Source organism: Amycolatopsis sp. NPDC005003 (genome assembly GCF_053600695.1).
Genome location: NZ_JBSGAI010000027.1, coordinates 21,878 through 36,750, shown reverse-complemented (window position 1 = coordinate 36,750; position 14,873 = coordinate 21,878). Strand labels below are relative to the sequence as shown.

Sequence of the window (14,873 nt, the reverse complement as noted above, 5' to 3'; positions counted from 1 at the left end):
CTGGTTTTGGAGCACCTGCTCTGTTATGGTCGCGGCATGCCCCGTCCCCGCGTCCACGACCTCGACGCGCTCCTCGACGTCGCCGAGCGGCTCGTCGCCTCCTCGACGGAGGTGACGGTCCGCGGCCTGGCGGCGGCCGCGGGCGTCCCGAACGGGACGATCTACCACGCGTTCGGGTCGCTCAGCGCGCTGAAGGCCCAGGTTTGGCTACGCGCGGCAACGGCGTTCCTCGACCTGCAGACCTCGCTCGTGGACCAGGCTTCGTCGCCGGTGGAGGCGGTCGTCGCGGCGGCGGACGCGCCCGCCGCGTTCGCTTCGCTCCGTCCCGACGGCGCGCGGATGCTGCTGAAGGTGCGAGGAGACCGGCTCTTCGGGCCGGAGCTGCCCGACGAGCTGGCGGAAGCGCTGCACGCGGTGGACAAACGCCTGGTCGCGCTGCTGGTGCGGCTGGCCGGGCAGGTGTGGGGCCGCGGCGACGGACAGGCCGTCGAGGTGATCACGACGTGCGTCGTCGACCTGCCGACGGCGTTCTTCCGGCGTGACATCACCGACCCGCTGGTGCGGGACAGGCTGGCGGCCGCGGTGCGGGCCGTGCTGACCGTGCCCCCTCGAGAAAAGGACCGACCGTGACCGTTTCCGTACTCGACCTGGGTTCCGACGAAAACCGGTTTTCCCCGGACTGGCTGCAGCGCGTGCATTCCTTTTTGGACGGTGTGGAGGGCGCGCTGGTGACCACCGGCGGCGGCAAGTTCTATTCGAACGGCCTCGACCTCGACTGGCTGACGGCCCACGGCGACCAGGCATCCGCGTACGTGGCGGAGGTGCAGGAGCTGTTCGCGAGGGTGCTGACGCTGCCGGTCCCGACGGTCGCGGCGATCAACGGCCACGCGTTCGGCGCGGGCGCGATGCTGGCGATGGCCCACGACTTCCGCGTGATGCGCGCGGACCGGGGGTATTTCTGCTTCCCGGAGGCGGACATCAACATCCCGTTCACCCCGGGGATGGCGGCACTGATCCAGGGCAAGCTGACCCCGTCGGCGGCGATCGCGTCGATGACGACGGGACGGCGGTTCGGCGGCCCGGAGGCGGCGGAGATCGGGCTGGTGGACGAAGTCGCGGCCGAGGGCGAGGTGGTGAAGGTGGCTTCGGAGCGGGTCCGGGAGCTGGCGGGAAAGGACCGAGGAACGTTGGGCGCGATCAAGGCGACGATGTTCGCCCCGGCCGTGGCGGCTCTGCGCGCGGCGGGGTAGGCCTCCGGCCCGCCGGGCGCAAAGACGCCACAGCCGGATCGCGGATGCGGCGAGATCGCTGCCTCACCGCTCCCCGATCACCTCGGCCAACCTCCCCCGCAGGTGAACCCGCTCCGGCTCGGTTCCCGCCAGTGACAACGCCTCCCGATACGCCGCCGCCGCTTCCTCGCGCCGGCCCATGCGGCTCAACAAGTCCCCGCGCGCCGCCGGGAACGGGCTGTACCCCCGCAGCCGCGGCTCGTCCGCCAGCTCCTCCAGCAACTCCAGCCCCGCCGCCGGGCCGTCGCGCATCGCCACCGCCACCGCCCGGTTCAGCTCCACCACCGGCGACGGTGCCAGCCCACGCAGCACGTCGTACAGCGCCACGATCTGCGGCCAGTCCGTGCCCGCCACGTCCGTGGCCTCGTCGTGCAGGGCCGCGATCGCCGCCTGGACGCCGTACCGGCCCGGTGGCCCTCCGGTCAGCGCCGTGACCACCAAGGCCGCCCCCTCCTCGATCATCGCCCGGTCCCAGCGGGCGCGGTCCTGGCCGTCGAGGAGCACCAGGTCGCCCTCCGGGCCCGTTCGGGCGTCCCGGCGGGCGTGGATCAGCAGCATCAACGCCAGCAGGCCCGCCACCTCCCGCTCCTCCGGCAGCAAGCGCCGCAGGATGCGGGCCAGGCGGATCGCTTCCTCCGCCAGGTCGAGCCGCTGCAGGTCCGGGCCCGAACTCGCCGCGTAGCCCTCGGTGAAGACCGAGTACACGACCTGCAGCACGCCCGGTAACCGGCCGGGCAGTTCAAGAGCGTCCGGCACGCGGAACGGGATCCGCAGCGTGCGGATCCGGTTCTTCGCGCGCACGATCCGCTTGCCCATCGTCGCGCTCGGCACCAGGAACGCCCGGGCCACCTCCGGGGTCGTCAGCCCGGCGAGGCAGCGCAACGTCAGCGCCGTGCGGTCCTCGGCCGGCAGCGCCGGGTGAGCGCAGGTGAAGAACAGCTGGAGCCGCTCGTCCGGGAGACCGCCGTCGGAAGGCGGGGCGGGCGCCGCTCGCTCGGCCTCGACCTGCAGCACCGCCAGCCGGGCCGCGTAGGCCTGGTCGCGGCGCAGCCGGTCGACGGCCTTGCGCCGGGCCGTCGTCATCAGCCAGGCGCCCGGCTTCGGCGGCACGCCCTCGGCCGGCCAGTGCACCAGCGCCGCCTCGATCGCCTCCGACGTCACCTCCTCGGCCAGGTCGAGGTCGCCGAACCGGCGGACGAGCGCGGCCAGCAGCAGCCCGCGCTCCTCCCGGAACACCGCCTCGACCGACGCGTCCGCCCGCCCCGCCACCGCCGTCAGCCCCCGTGGCCGGCGAGCGGCCGCACCACGATCGACCCGCCGTCGCGGGCGCCCGGGCAGCGCGCCGCCCAGCCGAGCGCGACGTCGAGGTCCGGCACGTCGACGACGAAGTAGCCGCCCAGCACCTCCCGGGACTCGGCGAACGGGCCGTCGGTGACGATCCGCTCGCCGCGCTCGTCGACCCGGACCGCGGCGGCCGTGGTGAAGTCGGCGACCGAGTCGCCACCGACGTAGACGCCGGCTTCCTTGAGGGACTTGTCGAACAGCATCCAGTCCTCGGGCGTGCTGCAGCCGGTGGGCACGCCGTCGGCGTCGAGCGCGGCGTTGATCAGCATCAGGTACTTCACGGTTCCTCCAGTGGCTCGGTTGCCGTACGCCGGCACTACGAACGACGGCCGGCCCGTTGGACAGGCCCGCGGGCGAATTTTCCCGTGCCGGGAAACCACCGGGCGGCTCACGCCCGGAAGCCGCGGTCCTGCAGCTTCTTGATCCGGTCGACGTGGGCGGGGTGCCCGGCCAGCAGCCGCGCCCACATCCGCCGTTCGTCGCCGCCACCGGCCCGGATCCACTCGCGGAACAGCGCGATCAGCGCCGGCCCGTAGCCCAGCCGCGCGGCCACCAGGTCGGCCCGGTACTCGCCGAGCCGTTTCGACCAGGCCAGCACCGGGCCGAGCAGGGGTGCCAGGAGCAGCCACGGGTCGAGGAAGGCGAGCGCGGTGAGGATGCCGAGGGTGAGCAGCACGGTGACGAGAACGGCGACCGACCGCCCGAAGGCGGCGAACGCACGCCCGGCGTACGGGACGGCCCGTGCGAGCAGCCGGACCAGCCGGGTCAGGAGCCGGGCCGGGAGCTCCAGCCACCACACGTACAGCGAGATCCGGGTGTGCCCGGCCAGGTGGTGGCCGAGTTCGTGCGCCAGGATCGCCTCCAGGCCGTGCGGCGGCAGGTCCAACGCGGTCCGCGTGACGGCGACGGTCCGGCCCCCGGCGGCGAAGGCGTTGAGCTCGCGGGACCGGTCGACCCACAGCCGGTAGCGCGCACCGTCGACCCCGGCGGCGGCGCAGACGGCCTGCCAGCTGGGCGTGAGCCGGGCGAGCTCGCGCGTGGTCGGCTGCCGCATGCCGAAGGTCAACGGCAGCAGGAAGTGCTCGAAGGCGGGCACGAAGGTGATCGCGCCGAGCAGCACCCAGCCGGCCGGAAGGACCCAGAACTGCGCTGGCCAGACGAGTTTCCCGGCCAGGGCGAGCACGAGCAGGCCGCTGGCGACGACGGGGACGGCGAGGACGACGGCGAGCACGGCGGAGAGGTCAGGCCTGGCCCGGTCTCCGCGCAAGTCCGCTCCCTCTCCGACGGCAGGAACCCACCCTGGCCCGAACCGGCCCCGCGGCACAACGGCCGTCCACCGGACGGCGGCGGTCAGCGGAAGGCGTCCGCGTGAGCCTCGGCCCACTCGGTGAAGGTCCGCGCCGGCCGCCCGGTCACCTCCGGCACCGTCGGATACACCGTCGCCTCGTCCAGGGTCCCGTCGACGTAGAAGCTCCAGAACGCCTCGACGTACTCGCGCGGCATCGCCGCCTCGAGTTCCGCCCGCGTCTCGTCGTTCGACAGCCCCACGAACCGCAGGTCCCGCCCCAGCACCGAACCCAGCGCCGAAACCTGCTCGACCGGCCGCATCGCCACCGGCCCGGTCAGCTCGTGCACCAGGCCTTCGTGGCCGCCGGCCAGGGCGAGCGCCGCCACCGCCGCGATGTCCGCCGGATCGATGCACGCCACCGGGACGTCCGGGAACTGCACGCGGACCGTGTCGCCCGCGCGCAGCTGCGGCAGCCAGCGCAGGGCGTTCGACATGAACGCGCGCGGCCGCAGGAACGTCCAGTCCAGGCCCGATTCCCGCACCGCGCGCTCGGACAGCGCCAGGTAGCGGGACACGGCGTTGCCCATGTCCGCCAGCGCCGCCGAACCGCCGGACAGCAGCACGATCCGCCGCACCCCGGCATCCCTGGCCAAAGCCAGCATGCCGGGCATGTCCTCGTACCCGGGCAACAGGAAGACGGCCTCGACGCCCTTGAGCGCGTCCGTGAGGCTGCCGGGCGCGTTGAGGTCGCCCACCGCGGCTTCGGCCCCGGGCGGCAGGGTGACGTCCGGCCGGCGCACCAGCGCCCGGACTCCGGCGCCCGCCCCCGCGAGTGCCGAAACCACTTCCGCGCCGACGTTGCCGGTGGCGCCGGTGACCAGGAACATCGCTCACCCCCAGAGCCGCTCCGGGCCAGCCTAGCGCCACCGGACGTCGTCAGTCCTGCGTCGGCAGGTCCTCGAACTCGACGACCTGGCGGACCTCCACCTCGATGTCCTGGTCGAACAGCTCGACATACCGCTTGGCGAACTCGACGGCCTCCGCCCGGTCCGCCGCGTTGATCAGCGCGAACCCGCCGATGACCTCCTTGGCCTCGGCGAACGGCCCGTCGGTCACGCGGATCGCGGCGCCGCGCGGCTTGCGGACCAGCGAGCCCTTCTCCGTCGGGTGGACGCCCTCCGCCGTGATCAGGATGCCCTTTTCCGCCGCCTCCTGGATGAACCCGCCCATCTGCTCGATGAACTCCTGGCTGGGGTTCCACGACTTGGGGTCGTGCTCGTCGACCCGGTGCATCATGAGAAACCGCATGGTGTGCTCCCTGGTGTTCTTCGGCCGGGGTCCGGTGCGTTCCCGGACGCGCTGACCGGCCTTCACCCCCGCGTCGAACGGCCGCGGCCGGCGTTCGACATTTCCCCGGGGCGATTTTCCGGCAGGATATCTGTGACCTGCATCACCGCCGAGAGGTGTCCGAGTCCGTCCCGCTCGCGATCGGTACCCGCAAGGATCTGTGGCGGGCTCGACGGGTACCCGGCGCTGGAGCGGCGGCTGCGCGCCGGCGCCGACGTGCAGCTCATCCCGTCGGTCGCGGGAGGGTGAGCTCGTCGAACAGCGCCGCCGCCCGGCCGGCCGTCGCGGCCGCCCGGCGTCCGGTGCCGAGCAGGGCGAGGACGACCAGAGCGGCTCCGAGCCCGGCGACCAGCCACCACACGCCGTGTCCCAGGCCCGAAAGCGCGACCCCCAGGGTGGTGCCGGTCTGCCGGCCCGCGGAGGCCAGCGACGCCGCCACCCCGGCCATCGACCCCGGCATCCCGGAGACGGCGGTGTTGGTGATCGGCGGGTTCACCGTGCCGAGGAACACGCCGAACAGCAGGAAGGTCGCGAGCACGGCGGGCAGCGGCGTGGCCGGGCCGAGGAACGCCGAGACGGCCCCGCCCGCGGCGAGCGCGACGCCGGAGACGACCAGCGGCCGGCGCGGCCCCCGCGTGCCGACGAACCGCCCGGTCCGCGGCGACAGGACCAGGACCAGCACGCCGACCGGCAGCAGGCACAGCCCCGCCGTCAGCGGGGTCAGGCCCCGGACGTCCTGGAGGTACTGCGTCGTCACGAACAGGAAGGCGCCGAACCCGCAGAGCGCGAACAGCGCCATGACGATCGCCCCGCTGAAGGACAGGCTCCGGAACAGGCGCAGTTCGAGCAGCGGATCGGCGCGGCGCGGCTCGCAGGCGAGGAGGCCCAGCACGCCGAGCCCGGCCAGGGCGAGCAGGCCGAGGATCCACGGCGACGTCCAGCCCAGCCGGGGCGACTCGATGAGCGCGGAGACGACGCTGCCCAGCACCAGCAGCACGAGCACCTGCCCCACCGGGTCGAAGCGGCGGGCCCGCGGCGCGCGCGACTCGGGCACGAACAACGTGGTGGCCACGAGCGCGGCGGCGATGATCGGCACGTTGACCCAGAAGACGGCCCGCCAGCCGAAGCCGTCGACGAGCGCACCGCCGAGGATCGGCCCGAGCGCCAGGGCCAGGCCGGACATCGAGCCGAACACGCCGATGGCGCGGGCGCGCTCGGCCGGCGCGGGGAAGGTGGTGGCGACGATGGCCATCGCGACCGGGTTGAGCATGGTGCCGCCGGCGGCCTGGAGCGCGCGGGCGGCGATCAGCCAGCCGACGCCGGGGGCGAGGCTGCACAGCAGCGACCCGATGCCGAAGACGGCGAGCCCGCACCGGAAGACGCGTTTGCGGCCGAACCGGTCGGCGGCGGACCCGGCGAGCACGAGGAAGGCGGCCAGCACCAGCGTGTAGGCGTCGACGGTCCACTGCAGGCCGGAGACGGAAGCGCCCAGGTCACGGCGGATCGCGGGCAGCGCGACGGTGACGATGGAGATGTCCATCACCACGACGACGATGCTGGCGCAGCAGATCGCGAGCACGAGCCCCGGGCGATGGGTGGTCGGAACGGTCATGCCTCCGACGCTAGGATTTAGAGCGTGCTCGAAGTCAACCCGATCCCCGCGGAGGGGCTGACCATCGCGGACGCGGCCCGCCGCACCGGGGTCAGCGCGCACACGCTGCGCTACTACGAACGAGCGGGCCTGGTGGTGACCGACGTCGACCGCACCAGCGGCGGCCGTCGCCGCTACCGGCAGCTGGACCTCGACTGGATCAAGATCTGCACCAAGCTCCGCGCGACCGGCATGCCGATCAAGACGATCCGCCGCTACGCCGACCTGGTCGCCGCGGGCCGCGGCAACGAGCCGGAGCGCCTGGCGCTGCTGGAGGAGCACCGCGCCGACGTCCTGGCGAGGCTGGCGGAGCTGCAGGAGAACCTGAAGCTGATCGACCGCAAGATCGGCGTGTACCGAGGCCGCCTGGAGGCCGGCGACGCGGACAGCCTGTGGGCGCCGGCCGAACCGCACTGACCCCCGGCCGCGGGACTCGGCGTGGTCAGTCCGGCGCGGGCAACCGCGCCAGGATCGACCGGGCGACCGTCCACCGCGCGCCTTCGTTCCGGATCCAGCCGCCCGGCGCCAACTGCGCCGACACGACCTCGCGGAGCGTCTTCCGCTGGCTTTCGTCGAGGCCGTCCAGCATCGACCTCGCCAGCAGAAGTCCCTGGTACTGCTCGAACGCGGACTTCGACTGCCCCACCGCGGCCACGGCGGTGCCGAAGTCGGCGAGATCGGTGTTCCCCTGCATGAGGCCGAGCGCAAAGATGCGGGCGCCGGGGCTCTCCTGTGTGAAGAGCTGCCGAGCCTGGTCCGCGCTCCATTGCTGACCGGTGGCGGCCTGGCGCGCGAGGTTCGTGATGTTTTCCATCTCGCTGGTGCGCAGTGGCCCGGCGGGAAGCTGCCTGCTCTCGTCGTACCGGCGGGCGACGGTCTCGACGTCCTTCCCGAGGTAGCCGATCGCCTCTTTGCGCAGTGCCTCCGCCTGACCGGGATCTCCGGAGAGTTCCGCGTACTGCGCCTCGACGAACCGGTCGAGGGCGTCCTGGTCCGCCCGGGTCAGCGCGGCCACCAGCAGCAGCCGAGTGGTCAGCCAGCCGGCGATGAACCCGCCGACGCCGAAGGAGATCAGCATCGCGCCGACGAAGGCGACCGCGGTGCCGCCGGGCCGGACGGCCGGGGCGATGACACCCACGAGCGCGCCGAACTCCCGACCCAGGGAGCCGATCTGGGTCAGCCCGGCCCCGAGGAGGATCTTGGTCAGCCAGTCGGAGATCTGTTCGAGGTTCGTGTTGGCGGCATAACCACTCGTGCGGGCACCGGACCGGCTGTCGTCGGCGGTTCGTGTCGCCAGGATCTTCGGCACACCGAACAGGAATCCCAGGAAACCGCCGGAAACGAAGGCCGCCGCGGAAACCATGAGCAGGACGGCCAGCGCCTGGATCGCGCGATCGCCTCCGGCGGCGTAGCCGATTTCGATGAGAACGCCGATGCCGATGCCCGCGCCGATGGCGGCGAAACTCCTCTTCACGACGGTTCTCCGCACACGGTCCGACGGGGCAGCTTCGGCCGATCGTACCTTTCGACGTCGCGGGCGGAGACCTAGACTGTGCGGCACACTTTGGAGACGGATGTGCCCCTTGATCAGGCCACGGAACACTTCCTCACCGAGATCCGCTTCAAGCCGGCACGAGAGGTACTAGGGCGCTGGGCGGCGGACAACGACATCCGGCTGCACTCGGAAAACTGGTCCGGCTCGGGGTTCACGTCGGCGGAACTGGTCGGGGTGACCGTCTCCCGGCCGGGCTCGCCTCCCCGCTGCACGGTGGTGAAGATCAAACCGCATCCGGGTCGCTCGCCCGGCAGCGAACAATCGGCGCACCGACAGGCCCGGCTCGACGCGGAGTCGTTCGCCCGAGACCACATGACCGGCCTCCCCTACGACGTCCTGTCGCTTCCGGACGGCGGTCAGATCATGTTCCAGGACGTGGCCGGCGGCGGCTTCGGCGAACTCATCGGGTCCGCCGAAATCGGGGAAAAACACATCTCCGCGGTGGACACCTACCGCGACATCGTCACCTCGCTGCTCACCGAATGGAACAGGGCCCCCGCCCCTCCCACGCGGGTACCGGTGCAGAAGGTGCTGGCACGCCTGCTCGGACCCCGGGTCGAGCCGGGCGGCACCCTCCACGCGTGGGCCGCGCCGCACCGCGGGCTCCTCGACGGCTCGAGGCGCTGGTTGGCCCACGGCTCCGAACTGCTGGTCAACCCGTTCGCGCTGGCCGGAGACGAGTCGTTCGCACCGGGTGTCACCGTCTTCGATTTCCCCGGCAAGATCCACGGTGATCTCCACCCGGGCAACCTGCTGGTCGCCAGAACGGCTACCAAGCCGGTCGAGTACCACCTCGTCGACCTGTCCCGGTACCAGCCGGACGGACCGCTCCCGTGGGATCCGGCTTACCTCATGCTCACCGCGGCGGCGCCCTACCTGCAACGCATGAGGCCCCGGCAACGGCAGCACCTGCGAGAGGGCCTGCTGGACCCCACCACCCCGCAGCCCAAGCTGCCGGTCCGGCTCGCCCAGACGATCACCGGCATCCACCTGGCCGAGCAGGAGTACGTCCGTCCTGATGGCCAGGTCACGAACTGGCGCAAGCTCCGCCTGACCTGCGTGGCCGCGATCGGGCTCATCCTCTCCGGCCGCAGCATCATCGGTCCCCGCGAGCGTGAGTGGTACTTCTGGCTGGCTGCGCACGCCGCCACCGAACTGGCCGACCAGGCGGTGCCGCAAGAAGACCAGGACCCGCTGCCCCCCATCCTGATCCCGCACTCACCGGTTCCCGTCACGGTGTCGTCCCCGGCCGGCCGGGGAGGAGAACCGGCGCCGGCCGCCGCCCGTGCCCGCCGGAACCGCCGGATGTTCGACCGTGAGCCCGACGAACGCGACCTACGCACCCTGCTGTCGGCGGGCAACGGCGGGATCGTCATCGTGCACGGCCCTTCGGGTGTCGGCAAAACCGTGCTGGTGGACTGGGTCCTGGAGGGGCTCGAGCAGTCCGGTCTGCGGGTGGAGCGTCGCGAGGCCCTCCCGGACATCCCGTTCGACGTGCGCACCCTGACCGAAGCCGTGGGCGGTGGCCCGCTCCCGCACCACGCGGACCAACCGCCCCGGTCCTCGCTCGCCCAGCTCGAGGCAGCACTCGGCGACGAGCCGGTGGTCGTCGTCGTCGAGTCCGCCGAGCACCTGCTCCGGCCGGAGACGGAGCAGCTGGCCGACCTCGACCTCGACGAGGCGTTCGAGGTGCTGGCGACCGAGCGGCACCGGGTGAAGCTGGTCCTCGTCACCACGACCCCGCCGAAATCGCCCCGCGCCACGTGGCCGGGCGCGGCGGACGCCGTACCGGTGAAAGACCTTCCGTACGAATACTTCGTGGAGTTCCTCGCCTCCCGGGACGACGTTCAGCCCTCCGGTCTCTCCGAGCAGCCCCCCGCTCTGCTTGACCGGTTCCACCGAGCGGTGCAGGGTAACCCGCGCACCGCGGAAGTCGCGCACGCGATCCTCACGCTCGACGGAACCGCCGACGACGCCGGCACCCTCATCGACCGGATCAGCACCCTTCCGCGCGCCGACGTGGCCGGGCACCTCGTCGAGACCCTGCTCAAACGCATCGGCCAGCAACGACGGCGCGTCCTCGACGCACTGGCCGCGTTCGCCACGCCGGTCGAAGTCGAAGCCCTGGCCACCGTCCTCGAGGAGGCCCCCAGGCCCGTGGTCGACAATGCTCTCCGGCAGCTGGTCGCCTGGGGTCTCGTGCGCCGGAGACCGGGCCAGGTCTCCCTGACCGGCTCCGATCTCGAACGCATGCTCGGCAAGGAGCTGGACCGCAGCCGTTCGGACCTGCTTCTCCGTGCCGCGGAGGAGTTGCGCGAGCGCCACCCCGCGCCGGTGCACAACCCGGGTGAGCTGCGGACGCGGCTCGCCGAGTTCACCGCTTTGCTGAGGTATCGCCACTTCGCCACGGCCTACTCGGTGCTCGAGCCGATCGACCGGATCCTGGACGGCTGGAACTGCCGGCACCTCCTGCTGTCCCAACGGGAGGAGATCCGAGACCTGTTGGAGGACTCCCACCAGCAGATGTCCAACGAAAACGCGCTCGGCGACCTGTATGCCAAGAAGGGGATGACCGCGGAAGCGAGCGAGGCCTACGGCCGGGCATTGAAGATCGCCCAGCACCGCGACGACGACGCCAGCCGGACCCGGCTGCGCGCCAACATGGCCGCGATGTACATGTACCGCAACGAGACCTCGCTCGCCTTCGGCTACCACGACCTGGCGCTCCGGGAGGCACTCGACGGCGAGCAGCCGGAAGTCGTGCTGGGCGCCCTGGAAGGTCTGGCGAGCTGCCTCCGGCGGTGGGGGCGCTACGACGAGGCCATCGCCCACGCCCGGCGAGCCTTGGCCGTGTATGCGCAGACCCCGGCCCGCGAAGCGGGTCACCAAGCCGCGACGACGGCGTTCCGGTGCACGCTCAAGCTGGCCCGCTGGCACACGGAACTGGGGCAGCCCGACGACGCGACCGGCTATCTCGACGCGGCGAAAAGAACGGCCGAGCAACGCCCTGGCCTGTGGCTGACCGGCTCCTACCTCGACGCGGAAGCCGACTTCGAGCTCAGCCGCGGAGAAACCGGTGCCGCGGCGAGAATCGCGACCGAGGCCGTGGACCAAGCGCTGAAGATCTCCGACCCGGTCACGCTCCTGCAGGCCCGCACGACGCTCTGCGTCGCCTCCCTCGCCGACAACGACCCCAAGACGGCCGCCCAGGAGATCACGAGGGCCCACCGGTACCGGCTCGGAGGACGCGCGCTGATCGTGGTGGCGTTGCTGGCGCTGACCGAGCGGCTGCGCGGCAACACCGGCAAGGCCGAGGACCACTTCCAACGGCTGTACGAGGAAGCGACCGAGCGAACCCGGCGGGACGGAACCGACTTCACCGCCTGGGACATGCTGGGCTTCGCGCTGTGCGCTCGCCATCCTGCCGACCCGGACGCACTCGGCCGGGCGGTGACCGCGTTCCGGACCGCCCGAAGCATCCCGACGTCCCCGGCTCCCGTCCTCATCGATCGCCTGAAGCTGATGCTGACGCGGCTCGACCGGAGCTCGCCGGACCCGGGACTGCTGCAACCGGCCATCGACGCCTGCGGCACCGGATCCCGCCACTCCGGCACACCGGACTAGTCCTCGGCGATCATCGCCGGCACCAGCCACCCCAGTTCCTGGGCCCGGATGATGGCCTCCGTCCGGTTGCCGACGCCCATCTGCTCGTAGAGCGTCCGCAGCAGGCGGAACATGGCTCGCTCCGAATAGCCGACCTCGTCGGCCAGCCGGGCCACGGTCGAGCCCGCCGCCAGGTGGCGCAACCACGAAACCTGCTCCGGCAGGGGCAGGCCGGCCCGGGCCGGCCCGGCGGCCAGCACATCCGCGACGGCGGCGGGAAGCACGGCATGACCGTCGAGCGTCGCTTCGACGGTGCGCCGCAGCACCGCCGGAGCGACATCCCGCCACAACACCGACCGGGCGCCCGACCGCACGGCCGTGGCCCCGAGTCCGGACGCGTTCTCTTCGACCAGCGCGACCACGAGATGCGGGAGGCCCAGTTCGCGGAGCCGCCGCAGGCTGTCCCACGAGCGTTCCGAGGCCAGCGTCAGCAGCACCAGCGTGCGCTGCGCTCCCCGCGCCCAGGAGACGACGTCCTCCGGGCACTCCACGGTGAAGCCGGCCGGTGACAGCACGGCGGCCACTCCCTGCCGGTACATCGGCAGCGGGTCGACGACGGCAACGGGCACGGTCACCGTTGTCAGCCTAGGCACGACCGCCCGCCTGACGTCGCAACGCTGCCGACGTCCGCCACGCCGTCGGTCATGTTCCCGCCACAACCGGTCGTAGCTCTGCGACCTCGGCACTTCCTAGCGTCGGACCCTACGACTGGCGCCGGGAGGGCACATGGTCTACGACGACGACACCTACGACCCACCACATCACGCCACCTCCGGATCCGACCGGGTGGTCCCGAAGAACCTCTCCCAGATTCCGGAGCAGCAGCGGCACCGCATCGTGGAGCTGGTGGCAACGAAGCCGCGTTGGACAGCGGAGCAGATCTTCGACCGCATGCGCGACGAGGGCTACCGGCTCCAACTCGATCACGTCTACGCGGTCCTGGCAGTGATCGGCCGGACGGCGAGGTAGCACCGCTCCGAGGCCAGAAAGCCATCTCCGCCGCGAAAGCGCAGGTCACCAGGGCGCCCTGGGGAGAACGGCCGCCGGATACGATGCCGGGCGGTCCGGCCGCCGCCGGACCGCACCTCGTTCCCCGGCAGGAGACCCATGACGCAGCCAGCGCTCGCCGACGCCGTCGGACCGGACGTCGCCGCGCCGATCGCGCGGGTCGCCTCGCCGGGCAGGCGGCCGGCGGGCCTCGCCTGGTGGCTCTTCGCCGCGCTGCCCGCCGGGCTGGCGCTGCTGGCCGCCGTGCGCGCGCCGCGGATGCACGTGCTGCTCGACTACTGGCACGTCTTCGCCAAGATCACCGACGACGACGGGCACCTCCTGCTCGGCCAGGTCTTCACCTACCACCTCGACCAGCCGTTCGTCGTGCCGTCGCTGCTCTTCTACGCCGACGCGGCGTGGTTCGGCGGTGACAACCGCGTCCTCACCGTCCTGACCGTCGTCCTGCTCGCCGTCGCCGTCCTGGCGCTGCGCTCGATGCTGCCCGAGCAGCCCGCCCGTGGCGCGCTGACGGCCGCCGTCTCGTGGCTGCTGTTCTCCTCCCACGCCACCGAACTCTGGGTGCAGGGCACCAACGGCATCAGCTGGGTCCCCGCGGTGACGGCGTGCACGATCGCCCTCGCCTGTGCCCACCGCGGGCGGCAGGGCGGCGCGGCCGCGGCCGCCGTCGTCGGGTGCCTCTGCTTCGGCGCCGCGTTGCCGATCTGGTTCGTCATCGCCTTCGTCGCCTGGCTGCGCGGGGAATCCCGGCTCCGGGTGGCGATCCCGGCCGTGGCCGGCGTGGTCGTCCTCGTCGCGTGGTGGCTCACCAAGCCCGCCGGGACGCAGTCGGGCGCGACAGCGGCCTTCGACCCCGACGGACGCCTGTCCGTCGGCGCCGCCGCCGTCGGCGGGCTGTGGTCGGTCGACATCGCCGTCGTCGCGGTGATCGCCGGCGGGTGCACGATCGCCCTGCTCGGCCTGCTGCTGCGCCGGACGATCGCCACCCGGACGGCCGCGGACGCGGGCTGGGCCGGTCTGGCGCTCTACGCCTTCGCGCTGGCGGCGATGCTCGCGCTCGGCCGCACGACGGCGAACGTTCCCGGCGGCAACGTCGGGCTCATCAGCCGGTACGTCCTGGTCGCGGCGCTGGCGACGAGCGCACTGACCGTGCTGGCCGCGCTGCACCGTCCACAGTGGCCACACCGGTACGTCGTCGCGGCCGTGGTCACCCTGGCACTGGTGACGCACGCGATCGGCGGTGGCAAGGCCGACCAGGTCCGCCGCAGTTACGCCCCGCTCACCCTGTCCGCCGTCGCGCTGCGCGTCGACGCCCCGGCGGCGCTGGAGGCGCTGCACATCCAGCGCGCCGCCCGCCCTGCCGCCCGCGCGCTGCAGGCCTACCCGTTCACCGGCGCGTTCACCCTGGGCTGCCACGGTCCCGAACTCGGCAGCCACGTCGACCTGGGCACCGCCCGGCCGGTGCGCGGCGCGCTCGACACCCCGGCCACGGACCCCGGCGCGCTCATCACCGGCTGGGTCGCCCTCGACGGCCCGCAGCCGGACTGCCTTCTCGTCACCGACCCGGCCGGCACGGTGACCGGCGGCGGCAGCGCGGGCCTGCCGCTCACCCCCGGCCAGGCCGCGGCACCGGGCGCGACGGCCTGGCAGGCGACGGCGGGTCCCACGAACGGGCCGCTCGCCGTGGTCGCCGTCCGCGACGGCCTCCTGTACCGGATCGGCTGACAC

At 72.6% G+C, this 14,873-nt stretch carries 14 protein-coding genes; 6 read left to right on the top strand and 8 right to left on the bottom strand.

Going from position 1 to position 14,873, the window contains the following annotated elements:
- The first annotated feature begins 36 nt into the window (after nt 1–36).
- Nucleotides 37–630, top strand: a complete 594-nt coding sequence (locus tag ACWED2_RS28470) for a TetR/AcrR family transcriptional regulator (protein WP_449693564.1) — start codon at nt 37–39, stop codon at nt 628–630.
- Complete coding sequence (locus ACWED2_RS28465) at nt 627–1,250, top strand: enoyl-CoA hydratase/isomerase family protein (RefSeq protein WP_449693563.1); 624 nt, start codon at nt 627–629, stop codon at nt 1,248–1,250. The genes ACWED2_RS28470 and ACWED2_RS28465 overlap by 4 nt, the downstream gene beginning before the upstream one ends.
- Before the next feature lie 63 nt (nt 1,251–1,313).
- On the opposite strand, the gene ACWED2_RS28460 is transcribed toward ACWED2_RS28465, so the two are convergent.
- The 6 genes from ACWED2_RS28460 to ACWED2_RS28435 all read right to left on the bottom strand — a co-directional run bounded on the left by ACWED2_RS28460 (nt 1,314) and on the right by ACWED2_RS28435 (nt 6,880).
- The gene (locus tag ACWED2_RS28460) at nt 1,314–2,558 is read right to left on the bottom strand and encodes an RNA polymerase sigma factor (RefSeq protein WP_449693562.1); all 1,245 of its coding nucleotides are present in this window, start codon (nt 2,556–2,558) and stop codon (nt 1,314–1,316) included.
- A gap of 5 nt (nt 2,559–2,563) precedes the next feature.
- The gene (locus tag ACWED2_RS28455; protein WP_449693561.1) at nt 2,564–2,914 is read right to left on the bottom strand and encodes a YciI family protein; all 351 of its coding nucleotides are present in this window, start codon (nt 2,912–2,914) and stop codon (nt 2,564–2,566) included.
- Between the two features lie 107 nt (nt 2,915–3,021).
- Entirely contained in the window at nt 3,022–3,900 is an 879-nt protein-coding gene (locus tag ACWED2_RS28450) for a M48 family metalloprotease (protein WP_449693560.1), read from the bottom strand.
- Nucleotides 3,901–3,983: 83 nt separating this feature from the next.
- Entirely contained in the window at nt 3,984–4,808 is an 825-nt protein-coding gene (locus ACWED2_RS28445; RefSeq protein WP_449693559.1) for an NAD(P)H-binding protein, read from the bottom strand.
- A 49-nt stretch (nt 4,809–4,857) separates the two neighbouring features.
- Nucleotides 4,858–5,229 carry a YciI family protein gene (locus tag ACWED2_RS28440; RefSeq protein WP_449663394.1) on the bottom strand — a complete coding sequence of 124 codons (372 nt, stop codon included), beginning with the start codon at nt 5,227–5,229 and terminating at the stop codon, nt 4,858–4,860.
- A gap of 262 nt (nt 5,230–5,491) precedes the next feature.
- A complete protein-coding gene (locus tag ACWED2_RS28435) occupies nt 5,492–6,880 on the bottom strand; it encodes an MFS transporter (RefSeq protein WP_449693558.1) in 1,389 nt (462 codons plus the stop codon).
- 24 nt (nt 6,881–6,904) lie between these two features.
- Between ACWED2_RS28435 and ACWED2_RS28430 the strand changes: the two genes are divergently transcribed.
- On the top strand, nt 6,905–7,336 hold the full coding sequence (locus ACWED2_RS28430) for a MerR family transcriptional regulator (RefSeq protein WP_449693557.1): 432 nt from the start codon (nt 6,905–6,907) through the stop codon (nt 7,334–7,336).
- Between the two features lie 25 nt (nt 7,337–7,361).
- Here the strand turns inward: ACWED2_RS28430 and ACWED2_RS28425 are convergent, their stop codons facing one another.
- On the bottom strand, nt 7,362–8,393 hold the full coding sequence (locus ACWED2_RS28425) for a hypothetical protein (protein WP_449693556.1): 1,032 nt from the start codon (nt 8,391–8,393) through the stop codon (nt 7,362–7,364).
- A gap of 102 nt (nt 8,394–8,495) precedes the next feature.
- Between ACWED2_RS28425 and ACWED2_RS28420 the strand changes: the two genes are divergently transcribed.
- Entirely contained in the window at nt 8,496–12,098 is a 3,603-nt protein-coding gene (locus ACWED2_RS28420; protein ID WP_449693555.1) for an AAA family ATPase, read from the top strand.
- Here ACWED2_RS28420 and ACWED2_RS28415 read toward each other — a convergent pair.
- A complete protein-coding gene (locus ACWED2_RS28415; RefSeq protein ID WP_449693554.1) occupies nt 12,095–12,712 on the bottom strand; it encodes a DNA-binding response regulator in 618 nt (205 codons plus the stop codon). The genes ACWED2_RS28420 and ACWED2_RS28415 overlap by 4 nt on opposite strands.
- 151 nt (nt 12,713–12,863) lie before the next feature.
- Here ACWED2_RS28415 and ACWED2_RS28410 point away from each other — a divergent pair, with 151 nt between their 5' ends.
- Both ACWED2_RS28410 and ACWED2_RS28405 read left to right on the top strand, forming a co-directional pair.
- Nucleotides 12,864–13,106 (top strand): helix-turn-helix domain-containing protein, encoded by a 243-nt coding sequence (locus ACWED2_RS28410; protein WP_449693553.1) that lies wholly within the window; start codon nt 12,864–12,866, stop codon nt 13,104–13,106.
- A 138-nt stretch (nt 13,107–13,244) separates the two neighbouring features.
- Nucleotides 13,245–14,870 carry a DUF2079 domain-containing protein gene (locus tag ACWED2_RS28405; protein ID WP_449693552.1) on the top strand — a complete coding sequence of 542 codons (1,626 nt, stop codon included), beginning with the start codon at nt 13,245–13,247 and terminating at the stop codon, nt 14,868–14,870.
- Nucleotides 14,871–14,873 lie beyond the last annotated feature (3 nt).